Raw genomic sequence first — 15,702 nt, forward strand, 5'->3', positions numbered from 1 at the left:
TCAGTTGACCTGAAAGCGCCGGCGCAGGAAACGCAGCAGCACAAAGACCGGTGGCCAGATCAGGGTGCTGGTCAGCGCCGGCAGCCAGAAGCGCCAGTCGACACCCGCGCTGTCGCTGAGCCCGCGGGTGATGAAAAGCAGCGCGCGGGCCAGCAGCACCAGGCCCAGCACCGTCAGGGTCTGTTGCCAGATTGGAACGTTGCGCAGGCGCTGACACAGCTGAATGGTCAGGTAGGCGACCAGGGCGAAGGCGAGTGCATGCGAGCCCAGCGCGGTCGCCTGGATGACGTCCTGCAGCAGGCCGATCAGCCACGCAACCCCCACACCCACCCGAACCGGCAGCGCCAGACTCCAGTAAAGGATGACCAGCATCGCCCATTCCGGGCGATAGGGTTCGAGCCCTGCCGGCAGGGGCAGGATCATGAGGGTCAGCGCGACCACCAGCGTGACGGCGATCACCCATCGCGCGTGGGGCTGGGCGCTATTCATCGCCACTGCCCCGGTCTTCGATCAGCAGTACCTCCTTGACCTGCCCGATCCGTCCCAGCGGCTCGACCTGGATCTCGGAAAACGCCCTGCCGTCGTCGCGTTCAATGCGCCGCACCTCGCCCACCGGGTACCCGGCGGGGAAACGTTCCCCCAGGCCCGAGGTGACCAGCAGATCCCCCTCGCGGATATCGGCGTTATTCGGCAGGCTCGAAATGGTGAGGGTATCGGTCCGGCCGGTGCCAAAGGCGACACTGCGCAGTCCATTGCGATTCACCTGGACCGGAATCCCATGGCTGGGATCGCTGATCAGCCGCACCGTGGCGGTGAACGCGGCGACCGTCTCGACCTGTCCGAGCACGCCCTCAGCGTCGATGACGGGCTGGCCGACCCGGATGCGGTCGCGCAGACCCTTGCTGATCTGGATGACATGGTTGAACGGGTCGAGATCGACGCCGGTGAGCTCGGCGATGACCACCGGACGCTCGAGCTCGTAGGAGGAGTCCAGCAGGCGGCGCAGCCGGATGTTTTCAACCTCGAGGGCGTCGAGCCGCTGCAGACGGGCCTCGTAGACCTTCTGTCGATCCTCCAGGCGCTGATTCTCGGCGATCAGTTCGCGGCGGCTCGTCAATGTCTGTTCGGCCCGATCGCCCAGCCGGGCGGGCAGGGCGGCCATCAGGCGCAGGGGCTCGGTCACCACGGACAGTGCGTGGTGGACCGGTTCGAGCAGCCCGATCCGGTGATCGGCGAGCAGCAGGCTGATGGACACGATCGCCGCCAGGACAAACCGGGCGGTGACGGATGGCGTCTGTGAGAAAAGCGGTTTAATGGTCCTGCAGCCTCCAGTGAAACACTGTGCCGGTTACACGGGAGCAGGCACGGTCACTCGCTGGTGAAAAGATCCGCGCCTTTTTCGTCCATGAGCTCGAGTGCCCGCCCGCCGCCGCGCGCCACGGATGTCAGCGGTTCTTCGGCCAGCACCACCGGCAGTCCGGTTTCCTCCATGAGCAGGCGGTCGATGTTGCGTAACAGCGCGCCGCCGCCGGTGATCACGATGCCACGATCGGCGACGTCGGCGCCAAGCTCGGGCGGCGTCTGCTCGAGCGCCGTCTTGACCGCCCCCACGATCCCCGAGAGCGGCTCCTGCAGAGCTTCGAGGATTTCGTTGCTGTTGAGGGTGAAGCTGCGCGGGATGCCCTGGGCGAGGTTGCGCCCCTTGATCTCGAGCTCGCGGACCTCGTTGCCCGGAAAGGCCTGGCCAATCTGCTGCTTGATCTGCTCGGCGGTGGATTCGCCGATGAGGATGCCGTAGTTGCGCCGCACGTAATTGACGATGGCTTCGTCGAAGCGGTCACCGCCGATGCGCACCGATGCCGAGTAGACAATGCCATTGAGCGACACCACCGCGACCTCCGAGGTGCCCCCGCCGATGTCGAGCACCATCGAGCCGCGCGCCTCGCCCACCGGCATGTCGGCGCCGATCGCAGCCGCCATGGGCTCTTCGATGAGGAAGACCTCGCGGGCACCGGCCCCGGCGGCCGATTCGCGGATCGCGCGCCGCTCGACCTGGGTGGAGCCGCAGGGCACGCACACCAGCACCCGCGGGCTGGGGCGGAAAAACCGCGCCTCGTGGACCTTCTTGATGAAGTGCTGGAGCATTTTCTCGGTGACGGTGAAGTCGGCGATGACGCCGTCCTTCAATGGCCGGATCGCCTTGATGGTGCCCGGGGTGCGCCCCAGCATCATCTTGGCTTCGCGTCCGACGGCGGCGATGGTCTTGGGGCCCCCATCGCGATCCTGACGAATGGCAACCACCGAGGGCTCATCAAGCAGGATCGACTGGCCGCGGGAATAGATCAGGGTATTCGCCGTACCTAGGTCGATTGAAAGGTCGTTGGAGAAAACACCCCGTATGCCCTTGAACATGAAGAATTCCAGACGCGTTGAAAAGACGCATCAATCTACCAACCGGCGGGGGTTTGGGCAAGATACGGCCTATGGTAGTTTTAATCGCTTAACGAACCGACACCCAGGGAATCGACGATGCCCATCGATGCGAATGAAGTCGGCCAGATCGCCCATCTGGCGCGGCTGTCCATCAGTGAACCGGCCAGTCAGGCCTACGCCCGCAACCTCTCCGAGATTCTCGATTTCGTCGAGCAGCTCAGTGCCGTCGACACCGAGGGCGTCGAGCCGCTCGCCCATCCGCTGGAAATGACCCAGCGCCTGCGGCCCGACGAGCCCACCGAGCCGGATGAGCGCGAGCGCTTCCAGGCGATCGCCCCGGCAACCGAGGCCGGTCACTACCTCGTCCCCCGCGTCATCGAGTAAATCCCATGCATGATCAGACCATTGCCGAACTGGCGACGGCGCTCGAGCGCGGCGAGTGCTCCAGCGTCGAGTTGACCCGCGCCGCGCTCGAGCGCATCGAGCGGGCGGCCGACCTAAACGCCTTCATCACCGTGACGCCTGAATCGGCGCTGGCCGAGGCTGAGGCGGCGGACGCCGCCCGCGCCCGCGGCGAAGCGGGCCCGCTGACCGGTATCCCCATCGCCCACAAGGATATCTTCTGCACCGAGGGCGTCCGCACGAGCTGCGCCAGCCGCATGCTCGAGAACTTCGTGCCGCCCTACGACGCGTTCGTCGTCGAGCGGCTGCGCGCGGCCGGCACGGTCAGTGTGGGCAAGACCAACATGGATGAGTTCGCCATGGGCTCATCCAATGAGACGAGTTATTTCGGCGCGGTGAAAAACCCCTGGGACCGCCAGGCCGTGCCCGGTGGTTCGTCGGGCGGTTCGGCGGCGGCCGTCGCCGCGGGTCTGGTACCGGCGGCCACCGGTACGGACACCGGTGGCTCCATCCGCCAGCCCGCGGCACTCACCGGGATCAGCGGCCTCAAGCCGACCTACGGCCGCGTCTCGCGATATGGCATCGTCGCCTTCGCCTCGAGTCTGGACCAGGCCGGCCCCATGGCCTCGAGTGCCGAGGATCTGGCGATTCTGCTGCAGGGCATGGCCGGCTTCGACCGCCGCGATTCCACCTGCGTCGAGCGACCGGTACCGGATTACCGGGCACAGATGGCCGCGACCGATCTGCGCGGCCTGCGGGTGGGGCTGCCCCGTGAGTTCCTCGAAGCGGAGGGCGTCGACGCCGAGGTGTCGGGCGGCATCAGCGCGGCCGCCCAGGCCCTGGGCGATGCCGGCGCCGAGGTCCGGGAGATTTCCCTGCCCAACGCCGGCATGGCGGTGCCGGTGTATTACGTGATCGCACCGGCGGAGGCGTCATCCAATCTGTCGCGATTCGACGGTGTGCGCTACGGCTACCGCTGCGAGGCGCCGGCCGACCTCGAGGATCTCTACAAGCGCAGCCGCGGCGAGGGCTTCGGCGAAGAGGTCAAGCGCCGCATCATGGTGGGCACCTACGCCCTGTCGGCGGGCTACTACGATGCCTACTATCACAAGGCCCAGCAGGTGCGCCGACTGGTGCAGCAGGACTTTGCCCGGGCGTTCGAGTCAGTGGACGTCATCGCCGGGCCCACGGCGCCGTCGACGGCGTTCCCGCTGGGCGCGAAGGCCGACGATCCGGTGCAGATGTACCTGTCCGACATCTTCACCATCGCCGTCAATCTGGCCGGCCTCCCGGCGCTGTCCGTGCCGGCGGGATTCGGCGGCGGCGGCCGGCCCATCGGGCTGCAGCTGATCGGCAGTCACTTCGATGAGGGACGGCTGTTGGGCGCGGCCCATGGCTATCAGCAGATCACCGACTGGCACCGTCAGCGGCCGCCGGTGGAGGAGTAGCGGACATGCAATTCGAAGCAGTGATCGGGCTTGAGCTGCACGCGCAGCTCGCCACCCGGACCAAGATCTTCTCGGGCGCGCCGACCGCCTACGGGGCCGAGGCCAACCGGCAGGCGTCAGCGATCGATCTGGGCATGCCGGGGATGCTGCCGGTGCTCAACGAACGCGCCGTGGACTATGCCATCCGCCTGGGGCTGGCGCTGAATGCCGACGTGGCGGGCCGCTCGGTGTTCGCGCGCAAGAACTACTTCTACCCGGATCTGCCCAAGGGCTACCAGATCTCGCAGTACGAACTGCCGGTGGTGGGCGCCGGCCACCTTGATATCGAATTGGACGACGGCACCCGCAGGCGCATTGGCGTCACCCGCGCGCACCTCGAGGAGGATGCCGGCAAGAGCCTTCACGAGGGGTTCACGCGCATGACCGGTATCGACCTCAACCGGGCGGGCACGCCGCTGCTTGAGATTGTCTCGGAGCCCGAGCTGCGGTCGGCCCGGGAGGCGGTGGCGTACATGAAAAAGATGCACTCGCTGGTGCGCTACCTGCGGATCTGCGACGGCAACATGCAGGAGGGCAGTTTCCGCTGCGATGCCAACGTATCGGTCCGGCCGGTGGGGGAAACCCGTTTCGGCACCCGGGCCGAGCTCAAGAACCTGAACTCATTCCGGTTTGTCGAGCGCGCCATCAACTTCGAGATCGAACGCCAGATCGAGTTGATCGAGGACGGCGGTGAGGTGATCCAGGAGACCCGGCTGTTCGACCCCGACCGGGGTGAGACCCGGTCGATGCGGGGTAAGGAGCAGGCCCACGACTATCGATACTTCCCCGACCCTGACCTGCTGCCGCTGGAGATCACTCCCGCGCACATCGACCGGGTGCGCGACGAACTGCCCGAACTGCCCGACGCCAAGTCCGGGCGTTTTCAGCGCGACTATGGCCTGTCCGCCTACGATGCCGGCGTGCTCACCGGCTCGCGCGAGCTGGCCGACTACTTCGAGGCGGTGGCGGCCGCTGCCGGCGATGCCAAGCTGTCGGCCAACTGGGTGATGGGCGAATTGTCCGGAGCGCTCAACAAGGCCGGCCTCGAGATTACCCAGAGCCCGATCGATGCCGCCATGCTGGCGGGGCTGTTGCTGCGGATCCGTGACGAGACCATTTCCGGGAAGATCGCCAAGGAGGTGTTCGAAGCCCTCTGGAACGGCGAGGGCGATGCCGACACGGTCATCAACGACCGCGGCCTGCGTCAGGTCACCGACAATGCCGCCATCGAGGCCATGGTCGAGGAAGCGATCGCCGCCAACCCCGGACAGCTCGAGCAGTACCGCGCCGGTAAGACGAAACTGATGGGCTTTTTCGTCGGTCAGGTGATGAAGGCCTCAGGCGGCAAGGCGAATCCGCAGCAGGTCAACGAGATCCTCAAACGCCGGCTGGACGGTTGATGCATAATGACTGATCGGCTTCATCGATTTCTGTTCGAAAACGCGGACGTGCGTGGCGAAGTCGTGCAGCTCGACGAATCGTTCACCGCCATCACCCGGCGCACCGACCACGAGCCGGCCGTCGATCGGCTGATTGGCGAAGGCCTGGCGGCGGTGGCGCTGCTGGCGGCCACGCTCAAGTCAGCCTGCGATCTGACCCTGCAGCTGCAGGCGGACGGGCCGCTTCGGCTGCTGCTGGTGCAGGCCGGCAGCGATGGATCGCTGCGCGCCATGGCGCGGACCGGCGATCGGGTGCCGGCGGATGTCCCGATCGATGAGCAGGCCGTGCAGGGGACGCTGGCGATCACCATCGACCCCGAGAAGGACGGCGAGCGCTATCAGGGGGTGGTGGATCTGCGCGGCGGCAGTCTGGGCGCCGCGCTGGAGCATTATTTCAGTGAGTCCGAACAGCTCCCCACCCGGGTCTGGCTGTCCGCCCGTGAGGGGCATGCCGCGGGCATGCTGATCCAGCGCCTGCCGGCCAGCGATGCCGCCGATGGCGACGCCGACGCCTGGGCCCGGGCCGATCAGCTGGCGGCCACCATCACCGGCCCGGAACTGCGCGAACTGGCGCCGGGCGAGGTCATCCGGCGCCTGTTCCATGAAGAGGACATCCGGCTGTTCGACCCGATGCCGTTCCGCTTCCGCTGCCGCTGTTCACGTGAGCGAGTGGCGGCCATGCTGGAAGGCCTTGGCGAGGCGGAGATGCGCGAAACCCTCGAAGCCGAGGGGCGCGTGGAAGTGCACTGCGACTTCTGCAACGAGCCCTATCGGTTTGACGCCGTCGACATCGAGGCGATGTTCACCGACCCCGCCAGTCGCTCACCCGACAGCCGTCAGTCGCACTGACCCGCGGCGCTGCCACAAACCGGACAGGCGGGGTCGCGGCGCAGCTCGATGCGCCGCCAACGCTGATCCAGTGCATCCACCATCAACAGACGATGATTGAGCGGCTCCCCGAGCCCGGTCAGTACCTTGATGGCCTCCACGGCCTGCAGGCTGCCGACGACACCGGGTAGCGGCCCGAGCACCCCGGTTTCGCTGCAGCCAAGGGTTTCTTCGCCGGTATCGGCGTACAGGCAGCGGTAGCAGGGGCCCTCCAGATCCGGTCGCAGGACGGCCACCTGTCCGTCCATGCCGATGACAGCGCCGGTGATCAGTGGGCGGCCGGCCCGCACACAGGCCGCGTTGACGGCAAAGCGGGTGGAGAACCGATCGGAGCCGTCGATCACCAGATCCACATCGGCGACCAGTGCGGGCAGATTATCGGCGTCCAGGGCCTGCTCGATGGGCTCGACGGTGACCTCCGGGTTGAGCGCGGCGACATGGTCGCGGGCCGAGTCGGTCTTCAGCCGGCCGATGTCCGCCGTGCCGTGGAGGATCTGGCGCTGTAGGTTGGTGAGCTCGACCCGATCGAAATCCGCCACCCGCAGGTGCCCGACCCCCGCCGCGGCCAGATAGAGTGCCACTGCCGAGCCCAACCCCCCGGCACCCACCAGCAGGATGCGGCTGGCCAACAGCCGGGCCTGACCGTCAAGGTCCAGACCCGGCACCATGATCTGCCGGCTGTAGCGGATCAGCTGCTCGTCATTCATGGCGCTGTGCTCCCCGGCGGCCACCGCTGATCCGCTCGTGCCCGGCCAGATCACGCCGGGTCTCGATGGCCTCAAAACCCTGGGCGGCCAGGTATTCCCGTACCGCCGGCCCCTGGGTATGCCCATGTTCGACCCAGAGCCGGCCGGCGTCTTCGAGATGCGCGGCGGCGCCCTCGATGATGATGCGCAGCGCGGCCAGCCCCGATTCGTCCGCGCGCAGCGCCGCACGCGGCTCAAAGCGGGCATCGCCCTGGTCCGGCTCCGGCTCGGCGGGCCCGATGTAGGGCGGATTGGACACGATCAGGTCGTAGCGTGCGGTGCCAACCGGCTCGTACCAGTCACCCTGGCGCAGGCGCAGATTGTCGACGCCGAGCAGCGCCGCGTTCTGGTTGGCCACGGTCAGCGCCTCGGCAGACTGGTCGGTGGCGTCGATACGGGCGTTGGGCCAGGCACGGCCCAGCGCAATGGCGATGCAACCACTGCCCGTGCCCAGCTCGAGCACCCGGGCGGCCGGGGACTCGAGCGCCGCCTCCACGAGATGTTCGGTTTCGGGGCGCGGGATGAGTACCGCCGGCGTCACCACCAGTTCAAAGTCCATGAAGCCGCAGCGGCCCAGCAGATAGGCGACGGGCTCGCCGCGATAGCGCCGCTGGAGCAGTCCCTGATAGCGCCGCCAGGCCGGCTCCGCCAGGGGTTGCTCGGGATGGGCCCGGCGCTGCGCGGCGGATTGCCCGGTGGCGGCGCCCAGCAGCCAGTCTGCATCCACGGCGGCACTGGCGCTGACCGCGTCGAGCATCCGTTGCCCGCGCTGCCGGGCCTCGGCCAGCGTCACCGCACCGGTCACTTCAGGTCGGCGGCCCGCAGGTTGATGGCGCGCTCTTCGAGCATCACGGGGATGCCGTCATCCACCCGGTAGATGCGCTCTTCATTGGCGGTGACCAGGCCCTCCTCGAGCGGCGTCTCGACGGGGCTGTCGTCCTGGTAGTGGACATCGCCCGCGTTGATGCGCTCGTTCAGCGCCTTCAGCTCGCGTCGTCCCAGCACGTGCACCGGCTGCTTGGTCACCGGGCAGCAAAGAATGTCGAGTAATTTGCGATCGATAGCCATGACGATTGAACCTGTCGAAATGATGATCAAGGATAGCAGACTGCGGCCCGGCGGCGCCCCGGGGCGTAGAGAAAATCCGGCCGCCGGGCTACCATGCGGGCATCGACGATAACGTTCATAGTGAGACCAACACGCCATGAGTGAGCCCCCCATCGACAACCTGAACGTCCTGGCCCAGGATCCGCTGCCCACACCGGCTGAGCTCAAGGCGCGGCAGCCCCTCTCGGCGTCGGGTGAGGAGACCGTCAAGGCCGGCCGCGCTGCGGTGGAGGCGATCCTCGACGGCCGGGACCCGCGCCTGCTGGTGGTGATCGGCCCCTGCTCGATCCACGACCTTGACGCGGCCAAGGACTACGCCCGGCGACTGAAGGCGCTGCATGACGAGCTCAGTGACTCGCTGTTCATCGTCATGCGGGTGTACTTTGAAAAACCGCGCACCACGGTGGGCTGGAAGGGCCTGATCAATGATCCTTACATGGACGACAGTTTCGACATCGAGGAGGGGCTCCGTCGGGCCCGCGATCTTCTGCTGTATCTGGCGGAACTGGGGCTGCCCGCCGGTACTGAGGCGCTCGACCCGATTACACCGCAGTACCTGGGTGATCTGATCAGCTGGACCGCGATCGGTGCCCGCACCACCGAGTCGCAGACCCATCGCGAAATGGCCAGTGGCCTGTCAACGGCGGTCGGCTTCAAGAACGGGACCGACGGCAGCCTGGATGTGGCCATCAACGCCATGCGCTCGGCGGCGAGCCCGCACAGTTTTCTGGGGATCACCCAGCACGATGGCCGCTCGGCGATCATCCGCACCGCCGGCAATCGCTATGGACACGTGGTGCTGCGCGGCGGTGATCAGCCCAACTACGACTCGGTGAGCATTGCGCTGTGCGAAAAGGCGCTGGCGGACGAAGGGCTGTCGGCCTGCCTGATGGTGGACTGCAGCCATGCCAATTCGAACAAGGATCCGGGGCTGCAGCCGCTGGTCATGGATAATCTGGTCAACCAGATTGTCGAAGGAAACCGGTCGATCGTCGCAGTGATGATCGAGAGCCAGATCGGCTGGGGCAAGCAGAAGCTCGGCAACGATCCGTCGACCCTTGAGTATGGCGTGTCGATCACCGATGGCTGCATTGACTGGGCAACCACTGAGCGCGTGCTGCGCGAGGCCGCGGCAAAACTCTCGCAACCGCTTCAGGCGCGGATCGCCTGAGGCCGAACAGGAAAGATCGCGCTTGACCGCTTGGCCGGCGCGCAGTTGAATGAGCGGTCGAGCCAATGGAGGTAACCATGACCGATAACGCTTCTCTGCCCGTGCGCGGCATCGAGCCATACCAGCCCGCCGACGACGAGGCCTACATGAGCGAGGCCCAGCTGGCCCATTTCGAGGCGATCCTCGGCGCGTGGAAACAGCAGCTGCAGGAAGAGGTGGAGCGCACGGTCAGTCATATGCGTGATGACGCCAATCATTACGCCGATCCGGCCGACCGGGCGACCCAGGAAGAGGAGTTCGCCCTCGAGCTGCGTACCCGCGATCGTGAGCGCAAGCTGATCCGCAAGATCGACAAGACCCTGGAGCGGATCCGCAAGGACGACTACGGGTATTGCGATGAATGCGGCGTCGAGATCGGCATCCGCCGGCTCGAGGCCCGGCCGACCGCCACGCTGTGCGTCGACTGCAAGACCCTCGAGGAGATCCGCGAGAAACAGCGCGTCGCCTGAGCCGCGACGCGGGGTTTACTGTTCGGCCGACAGCTCGGCGAGCTGGTCGGCCTGGTGCTCATTTATCAGCGGGTCGATCACCGATTCGAGATGGCCGGCGAGGATCGACTCCAGCTTGTACAGGGTCAGATTGATCCGATGGTCGGTGACCCGGCCCTGCGGGAAGTTGTAGGTGCGGATGCGATCGGACCGATCACCTGTGCCCACCAGCTGGCGTCGGGTCTCGGTCCGCTCGGCCACCGCCGCATCCCGCTGCTGGTCCATCAATCTCGCCTGTAGCAGGGACAGGGCCCTGGCCCGGTTCTTGTGCTGAGAGCGTTCCTCCTGGCATTCCACGACCACGCCACTGGGGAGATGCGTCATGCGCACGGCCGAGTCGGTCTTGTTGACGTGCTGCCCTCCCGCGCCGGAGGCCCGGAAGGTGTCCACGCGAAGATCCGCGGGGTTGATCTCGATTTCATCGATTTCCGCGGCTTCGGGCAGGATGGCGACCGTGCAGGCCGAGGTGTGGATGCGGCCCTGGGACTCGGTGGCGGGCACGCGCTGGACCCGGTGAGCGCCGGATTCGAACTTGAGCCTTGAGTAGACCCGATCGCCGGCGATGCGCGCCACCACTTCGCGGTAGCCGCCCTGTTCGCCGGGGCTTTCACTGAGCAGTTCGGTCCGCCAGCCCTGCTGTTCGGCGTAACGTAGATACATCCGCAGCAGATCGCCGGCGAAAAGCGCGGCCTCGTCCCCGCCGGTTCCGGCACGGATCTCGACGAAGGTGTTGCGGGTGTCATTGGGATCTTCGGGGATCATCAGCAGCGTCAGATCCCGCTCAAGCGACTCGAGACGGCGACGGGCGGTGTCAATTTCCTCTTCGGCCAGCGCCCGCATGGCCTCGTCGCCATCCTCGGCCAGCTCCTCGGCATGGGCCAGATCGGTTTCCGCCGATTCGAACGCCGTCAGCGTGGCCGCCAGCGGTTCGAGCCGCGAGTACTCCTGCGACAGGCGGGTGAACTCGCGGTTGTCTCCGATCACCTCTGGGTCGGCGAGCAACTGCTCGATCTCTTCATGGCGCTCCAGAAGGCTCTGGAGCTTGCGGCGCAGATTGTCGTTCATTCGTCGTCGTCCCGGCTTTCGTCGATGCCCAGCATGCGACGACTCTGCCGGATGGTTTCCGGATCGCCACTGCGGGCCGCCTCACGCAGGCCCAGCGTGGGCAGATGCAGGAGTTTGCGGGTCAGTCGGTGCGCCAGTGCCTCCAGCACCTGTTCCGGGGGCTGGCCGGCGCTGATCTCGCGGCGCGCCTGCTCCAGGGCATACTCGCGCTGTCGCTCGCCATGGCGCCGAAAGCGTCGGATGGCGCTGACCGCATCGAGGGTGCGCACCCAGTCCATGAACCGGTCGGCCTGCTCCTGGACCAGGGACTCCGCCTCGGTAGCGGCCGCCGCGCGGTTGCGCTGATTGCGGTCGATGACATCGCGCAGGTCATCGACAGTGTACAGGTAGACATCCTCGAGCTGGTCGATGCGGGTCTCGATATCCCGCGGCACTGCCAGATCGACCATGAACACCGGCTCATGGCGGCGCTGGCGTAGGCTTGCGCGGACCTGATCATAGTGGAGGACCGGCTCGGGGCTGGCCGTGCAGGAAATGATGATGTCGGCACGGGGCAGGAACGCCTCAAGCTCGTCCAGTCCCAGCGCGCTGCCGCCACAGGTGCTTGCCAGTGACTCGGCCCGTTCGCGGCTGCGGTTGGCGATGACCAGCTCGCCCATGCCCTGCTCGCGGAAGTGCCGGGCGGTGAGTTCGATCATCTCCCCGGCGCCGATCAGCAGCGCGCGCCGGCGATCCAGTCGATCGAAGATCTGACGGGCCAGGGTGACCGCGGCAAACGCCACCGACACCGGATGGGCGCCGATCGCCGTCTCGGTGCGCACGCGCTTCGCCAGCGAAAACGCATGCTGGAAAAGCCGGTCCAGGATCTGCCCCAGCAGACCGGCGCCGGCGGCCGAGTGATAGGCCAGTTTGGCCTGGCCGAGGATCTGCGGTTCGCCGAGCACCAGCGAGTCCAGGCCCGCGGCCACCCGCAGGAGGTGGACAACGGCATCCCGGCCCTCGAGTGTGTACAGATACGGATCGAGCCAGTCCGGGTCCAGGTCCTGTTGCTGGGCCAGCCAGCGATGCAGGATGGCCGGAGTGGCCTCGGGCGCCAGGACCGCGTAGATCTCGGTGCGGTTGCAGGTGGACAATACCGCCGCTTCGCGCACGCCGGGGCGCTCGGCGAGCGCGGACAGTGCACTGTCCAGCGTTTCCGCCGACAACACCACCTGCTCGCGGACGGCGAGCGGTGCGGATTCGTGGTTGAGCCCCAGGGTGACGACTGGCATCGGGATCCGGCTGACTGGAATGTGGCAGATTGTAGGGCAGCATTGCCTCAACACAAGTAGGATACTGGGTCGATGAGAAGGTTCGCGACTCGACATTGGCGACAGGCCCGCTGGCGGCGGGGGTTGGGGAGCTTTCTGGCCGTTGCCCTGATGGTGGCCTGTGCGCCGGTGAAGGACGACGGCCGGGCGGCGGTGGATCCCGTTGAAGCCTCGCCCCTGACCGGCGTGATGGCGGCCGAGCTCGCCGCCGCGCGGGGTGATGTGGAGCGCGCCAGCCGCCTTTACGATGCCGTCGGCGGACGCCTTGGCGATGCCGCCGCGGTGGAGCGGGGCACGCGGCTGGCGCTGCTTGCCGATGACCTGGCCGCCGCCCGGCGGCTGTCCGCGCGATGGATCGAGCTCGCTCCCGACAGTCGTGACGCCCTGCGCCTGCAGGGACTCGTGAGGCTGCGCAACGACGATGTCGAGGGGGCCGCGGCCCGGTTGCTTGAAAGCCTCCCGGATGACCCCGGGGAGCGTGATGTGGCCCTTGATGGGCTGGCCCGGCGCCTGTCCGATCGGGCACTGCCAGCGGAGTCCCTGCAGGTCATGGCGGCGATTGCCGATGCCCTGCCGCAATCCCGGGCGGCCCGACTGGCGCTGGCCCGGGTGGCGATCGCTCGTGAGGCGCCGCGGGTCGCCCTCGAGGCGGTCGATCAGGCGCTCGATCGGCAACCGGACCTGCGCAGTGCCCGCCTGCTGCGCGCCGATGCCTTGCTGGCACTGGACCGGCCTGACGCGGCATTCGCGATCTTTGCTGAATTGCTGGCGGCGTCGCCGGATAATGCCTCGCTGCGCTTTGAATACGCCCGGGCCCTGCTCGAGCGCGAGCGTGAGGCCGCCGCCCTCGCGGAATTCCGGCAGCTGGTCGAGGCGGGCGTGACACAGCCGCGGATGCTCAATGCCGCCATTGTTCTGGCGTTGCGTAGCGGCGCGGACGAGCTGGCACTGACGGCGCTGCGCCGGCTCCGGGCGGGCGCCGGCTCGGCCACGCGCCAGAGTCTGCTGCTGGAGGGCCGGCTGCTGCGCCGCCTCGGTCGGACCGGTGAGAGCCTCGAGGTCTACAACCGTGCGCTCGAGGGGCGGACTGCGGATGCCGAACTGCGCTACGCGCGTGCCATGGCTCGGATTGCCACGGATGATCTCGCCGGTGCGGAGACCGATCTGCGCCGTATCATTCGCGACGATCCGGCCCATGCCGAGGCCCTCAATGCCTTGGGCTACACCCTGGTGGATCAGACCCCGCGCATCGACGAGGGCGCCGCCCTGATCGAAGAGGCCTACCGGATCCGCCCCGAATCGGCGGCGATCATCGACAGCATGGGTTGGGCGGAATACCGTCAGGGCCGGCCCGCTGCGGCGCTTGAGTATCTGCGGCGTGCCCACGAAATGACCGATGGCGCCCCGGAGATCGCCGCGCACCTGGGAGAGGTGCTGTGGGTGCTGGGACGGCGCGACGAGGCACGGGCCATCTGGCGGGCGGCTGCGTCCGGTCACAGTGATCACCCGGTGCTGGAGGAGACCATGGAGCGTTTGAATTGAACCGGTGGCGGCGGTTTGCGGGTCTGGCGGCGGCGTTGACGTTGGGCGTGCTGCTGGTTGGCTGTGCGGTTCGGCCGCCAGCCCCCGAGGTGAGCGATGACAGCGTGCGGCTGGCCGACTGGACGCCGCCGGCCGCCCCGGACGCGTGGCAGCTCAACGGCCGCACGTCGCTGCAACTGGGTGAACAGGGGGCGACCGCGGCGCTGACCTGGCGTCAGGATCAAGCGGCATACCGAATAGATCTGCGCGGCGCGCTGGGTGCCGGCAGCCTGCGCATCACTGGCGATGCCGACGGGGTTACGGTGCGTACGGCCGATGGCGGACGCTACCGTGCCGAGAGCCCGCGTGAGCTGGTGCGGGCGGTCACTGGTTACGATCTGCCGGTGGGTTTTCTGCGCTACTGGGTGACCGGGCAACCGGTGCCATGGCTCGAGGGGCGCGTCACCCTGGATCCCGCGGGGCGCCCGGGCATGATCCGTCAGGGCGGTTGGCGGGTGAGCTATGAGGCCTTCGAGTCGGTGGACGGTTTCCCGCTGCCCGGACGCGTGGCGGTGACCCGGGCGGAGACGTCGGTCCGCATGGTGGTCCGCCATTGGTCGCCGGGGGGATGAGCCAGCGATCAACGGGCTGGCCGGCGCCGGCCAAGATCAACCGCTTCCTGCACATCACCGGCCGGCGGCCGGATGGCTATCACGCCCTCCAGACCCTGTTTCAGTTCATCGATCCTTGCGATGGGCTCGACTTTACGCTGACTGACGGCCCGGAGATCACGCGTGACGGCGGCGTTGCCGGGCTGCCGGCGGCGGATGATCTGGTGGTCCGCGCGGCCCGCGCCCTGCAGGCCCGGACCGGTTGCCGGGCCGGCGTGCATATCCATGTCGATAAACGCATCCCCGCCGGCGCTGGCCTGGGAGGCGGCTCCTCGGATGCCGCGACGACCCTCGTCGCCCTCAACGCGCTCTGGGGATGCGGCCTGAGCGGGACGGCTCTGGAGGCCGTCGGTCTGGAGCTGGGGGCCGATGTCCCGGTCTTTGTCCGCGGCCGGGCGGCCTGGGCGGAAGGCGTGGGCGAGCGGTTGACGGTGGTGGAGGCCGACCGCCCGTGGCTGGTGGTTGTGGACCCGCGGGTCGAGGTCAGCACGGCAGCGGTGTTCGGTGATCCCAAATTGACACGGCATACTGAGCGTATAACAATATCCGGCTTCAAAACGATGGCCTTGCGCAATGATTGCGAGGCAACTGTCCGGCGGCTTTATCCGCCGGTCGCGAGCGCGATCGACGCCCTCTCGGAGTATGGGCCGTCGCGGCTCACAGGCACCGGGGGGTGCCTTTTTGCCTGTTTTAACGATCGCGACGCCGCCGAGCGGGCGCGCACGGGCGTCGATGGTCGCGGGACGGTCTGGGTGACGCGGGCAGCGAGTCGCTCGCCACTGCTCGATCGGCTCGCAATGCAGCAGGCATCATCAAATGGGGCGTAGCCAAGCGGTAAGGCACGGGGTTTTGATCCCCGGATGCGCAGGTTCGAATCCTGCCGCCCCAGCCACATATCAGGAGCAGGGTGCACA

General features: G+C 67.4%; 17 protein-coding genes and 1 tRNA gene. 10 read left to right on the plus strand and 8 right to left on the minus strand.

Annotation, left to right across the window (positions count from 1 at the left end; genetic code table 11):
* From mreD to FPL11_RS07010, 3 genes are read right to left on the minus strand one after another with little or no spacing between them, the layout of a single operon-like run.
* The gene (gene mreD, locus FPL11_RS07000) at nucleotides 1–489 is read right to left on the minus strand and encodes a rod shape-determining protein MreD (protein WP_144347997.1); all 489 of its coding nucleotides are present in this window, start codon (nucleotides 487–489) and stop codon (nucleotides 1–3) included.
* Nucleotides 482–1,315, minus strand: a complete 834-nt coding sequence (gene mreC / locus FPL11_RS07005; RefSeq protein ID WP_083217687.1) for a rod shape-determining protein MreC — start codon at nucleotides 1,313–1,315, stop codon at nucleotides 482–484. The genes mreD and mreC overlap by 8 nt, the downstream gene beginning before the upstream one ends.
* 53 nt (nucleotides 1,316–1,368) lie before the next feature.
* Complete coding sequence (locus FPL11_RS07010; protein ID WP_069134103.1) at nucleotides 1,369–2,412, minus strand: rod shape-determining protein; 1,044 nt, start codon at nucleotides 2,410–2,412, stop codon at nucleotides 1,369–1,371.
* 117 nt (nucleotides 2,413–2,529) lie between these two features.
* On the opposite strand from FPL11_RS07010, the gene gatC reads away from it, so the two are divergent.
* Genes gatC through hslO form a run of 4 tightly spaced genes read left to right on the plus strand, consistent with a single transcriptional unit; the run spans nucleotide 2,530 to nucleotide 6,610 of the window.
* Entirely contained in the window at nucleotides 2,530–2,817 is a 288-nt protein-coding gene (gatC, locus tag FPL11_RS07015) for an Asp-tRNA(Asn)/Glu-tRNA(Gln) amidotransferase subunit GatC (protein ID WP_069134104.1), read from the plus strand.
* A 5-nt stretch (nucleotides 2,818–2,822) separates the two neighbouring features.
* Nucleotides 2,823–4,283, plus strand: a complete 1,461-nt coding sequence (gatA, locus tag FPL11_RS07020; RefSeq protein WP_144347998.1) for an Asp-tRNA(Asn)/Glu-tRNA(Gln) amidotransferase subunit GatA — start codon at nucleotides 2,823–2,825, stop codon at nucleotides 4,281–4,283.
* Between the two features lie 5 nt (nucleotides 4,284–4,288).
* Nucleotides 4,289–5,722: an Asp-tRNA(Asn)/Glu-tRNA(Gln) amidotransferase subunit GatB gene (gene gatB, locus FPL11_RS07025; protein WP_144347999.1), complete on the plus strand. Its 1,434-nt coding sequence runs from the start codon at nucleotides 4,289–4,291 to the stop codon at nucleotides 5,720–5,722.
* Between the two features lie 6 nt (nucleotides 5,723–5,728).
* Complete coding sequence (hslO, locus tag FPL11_RS07030; protein WP_069134107.1) at nucleotides 5,729–6,610, plus strand: Hsp33 family molecular chaperone HslO; 882 nt, start codon at nucleotides 5,729–5,731, stop codon at nucleotides 6,608–6,610.
* Here hslO and FPL11_RS07035 read toward each other — a convergent pair.
* The 3 genes from FPL11_RS07035 to FPL11_RS07045 are packed head-to-tail and all read right to left on the minus strand — an operon-like array spanning nucleotide 6,598 to nucleotide 8,463.
* Nucleotides 6,598–7,356, minus strand: coding sequence for a HesA/MoeB/ThiF family protein (locus FPL11_RS07035; RefSeq protein WP_144348000.1), 759 nt, complete (start codon nucleotides 7,354–7,356; stop codon nucleotides 6,598–6,600). The genes hslO and FPL11_RS07035 overlap by 13 nt on opposite strands.
* Nucleotides 7,349–8,200, minus strand: a complete 852-nt coding sequence (prmC, locus tag FPL11_RS07040) for a peptide chain release factor N(5)-glutamine methyltransferase (RefSeq protein WP_235013471.1) — start codon at nucleotides 8,198–8,200, stop codon at nucleotides 7,349–7,351. Before prmC ends, FPL11_RS07035 begins: the two co-directional genes overlap by 8 nt.
* Complete coding sequence (locus FPL11_RS07045) at nucleotides 8,197–8,463, minus strand: Trm112 family protein (RefSeq protein ID WP_186295108.1); 267 nt, start codon at nucleotides 8,461–8,463, stop codon at nucleotides 8,197–8,199. Before FPL11_RS07045 ends, prmC begins: the two co-directional genes overlap by 4 nt.
* A 136-nt stretch (nucleotides 8,464–8,599) precedes the next feature.
* Here FPL11_RS07045 and FPL11_RS07050 point away from each other — a divergent pair, with 136 nt between their 5' ends.
* Both FPL11_RS07050 and dksA read left to right on the plus strand, forming a co-directional pair.
* Nucleotides 8,600–9,673 (plus strand): 3-deoxy-7-phosphoheptulonate synthase, encoded by a 1,074-nt coding sequence (locus FPL11_RS07050; protein WP_144348001.1) that lies wholly within the window; start codon nucleotides 8,600–8,602, stop codon nucleotides 9,671–9,673.
* 77 nt (nucleotides 9,674–9,750) lie between these two features.
* Nucleotides 9,751–10,182 (plus strand): RNA polymerase-binding protein DksA, encoded by a 432-nt coding sequence (gene dksA / locus FPL11_RS07055; RefSeq protein ID WP_069134121.1) that lies wholly within the window; start codon nucleotides 9,751–9,753, stop codon nucleotides 10,180–10,182.
* A 15-nt stretch (nucleotides 10,183–10,197) separates the two neighbouring features.
* On the opposite strand, the gene prfA is transcribed toward dksA, so the two are convergent.
* Together prfA and hemA are read right to left on the minus strand one after the other, a co-directional pair.
* On the minus strand, nucleotides 10,198–11,286 hold the full coding sequence (prfA, locus tag FPL11_RS07060; protein WP_144348002.1) for a peptide chain release factor 1: 1,089 nt from the start codon (nucleotides 11,284–11,286) through the stop codon (nucleotides 10,198–10,200).
* Complete coding sequence (gene hemA, locus FPL11_RS07065; protein ID WP_144348003.1) at nucleotides 11,283–12,557, minus strand: glutamyl-tRNA reductase; 1,275 nt, start codon at nucleotides 12,555–12,557, stop codon at nucleotides 11,283–11,285. The genes prfA and hemA overlap by 4 nt, the downstream gene beginning before the upstream one ends.
* Nucleotides 12,558–12,629: 72 nt before the next feature.
* Between hemA and FPL11_RS07070 the strand changes: the two genes are divergently transcribed.
* The 4 genes from FPL11_RS07070 (at nucleotide 12,630) to FPL11_RS07085 (ending at nucleotide 15,680) form a co-directional block, all read left to right on the plus strand.
* A complete protein-coding gene (locus FPL11_RS07070) occupies nucleotides 12,630–14,138 on the plus strand; it encodes a tetratricopeptide repeat protein (RefSeq protein WP_144348004.1) in 1,509 nt (502 codons plus the stop codon).
* Complete coding sequence (gene lolB, locus FPL11_RS07075) at nucleotides 14,135–14,749, plus strand: lipoprotein insertase outer membrane protein LolB (RefSeq protein ID WP_144348005.1); 615 nt, start codon at nucleotides 14,135–14,137, stop codon at nucleotides 14,747–14,749. The genes FPL11_RS07070 and lolB overlap by 4 nt, the downstream gene beginning before the upstream one ends.
* A complete protein-coding gene (gene ispE, locus FPL11_RS07080; protein ID WP_144348006.1) occupies nucleotides 14,746–15,615 on the plus strand; it encodes a 4-(cytidine 5'-diphospho)-2-C-methyl-D-erythritol kinase in 870 nt (289 codons plus the stop codon). The genes lolB and ispE overlap by 4 nt, the downstream gene beginning before the upstream one ends.
* Nucleotides 15,606–15,680: transfer RNA gene (locus FPL11_RS07085), tRNA-Gln, on the plus strand. The genes ispE and FPL11_RS07085 overlap by 10 nt, the downstream gene beginning before the upstream one ends.
* Nucleotides 15,681–15,702 lie beyond the last annotated feature (22 nt).

Origin of the sequence: Spiribacter aquaticus (assembly GCF_007625215.1) — a bacterium.
GTDB lineage: Bacteria > Pseudomonadota > Gammaproteobacteria > Nitrococcales > Nitrococcaceae > Spiribacter > Spiribacter roseus.

What these genes read in the sequence shown, in the direction of transcription:
- mreD (WP_144347997.1), bottom strand. Translation starts at nt 489, where the DNA reads ATGAATAGCGCCCAGCCCCACGCGCGATGGGTGATCGCCGTCACGCTG.
- FPL11_RS07010 (WP_069134103.1), bottom strand. Translation starts at nt 2,412, where the DNA reads ATGTTCAAGGGCATACGGGGTGTTTTCTCCAACGACCTTTCAATCGAC.
- gatC (WP_069134104.1), top strand. Translation starts at nt 2,530, where the DNA reads ATGCCCATCGATGCGAATGAAGTCGGCCAGATCGCCCATCTGGCGCGG.
- gatA (WP_144347998.1), top strand. Translation starts at nt 2,823, where the DNA reads ATGCATGATCAGACCATTGCCGAACTGGCGACGGCGCTCGAGCGCGGC.
- gatB (WP_144347999.1), top strand. Translation starts at nt 4,289, where the DNA reads ATGCAATTCGAAGCAGTGATCGGGCTTGAGCTGCACGCGCAGCTCGCC.
- hslO (WP_069134107.1), top strand. Translation starts at nt 5,729, where the DNA reads ATGACTGATCGGCTTCATCGATTTCTGTTCGAAAACGCGGACGTGCGT.
- FPL11_RS07035 (WP_144348000.1), bottom strand. Translation starts at nt 7,356, where the DNA reads ATGAATGACGAGCAGCTGATCCGCTACAGCCGGCAGATCATGGTGCCG.
- FPL11_RS07045 (WP_186295108.1), bottom strand. Translation starts at nt 8,463, where the DNA reads ATGGCTATCGATCGCAAATTACTCGACATTCTTTGCTGCCCGGTGACC.
- FPL11_RS07050 (WP_144348001.1), top strand. Translation starts at nt 8,600, where the DNA reads ATGAGTGAGCCCCCCATCGACAACCTGAACGTCCTGGCCCAGGATCCG.
- dksA (WP_069134121.1), top strand. Translation starts at nt 9,751, where the DNA reads ATGACCGATAACGCTTCTCTGCCCGTGCGCGGCATCGAGCCATACCAG.
- prfA (WP_144348002.1), bottom strand. Translation starts at nt 11,286, where the DNA reads ATGAACGACAATCTGCGCCGCAAGCTCCAGAGCCTTCTGGAGCGCCAT.
- hemA (WP_144348003.1), bottom strand. Translation starts at nt 12,557, where the DNA reads ATGCCAGTCGTCACCCTGGGGCTCAACCACGAATCCGCACCGCTCGCC.
- FPL11_RS07070 (WP_144348004.1), top strand. Translation starts at nt 12,630, where the DNA reads ATGAGAAGGTTCGCGACTCGACATTGGCGACAGGCCCGCTGGCGGCGG.
- ispE (WP_144348006.1), top strand. Translation starts at nt 14,746, where the DNA reads ATGAGCCAGCGATCAACGGGCTGGCCGGCGCCGGCCAAGATCAACCGC.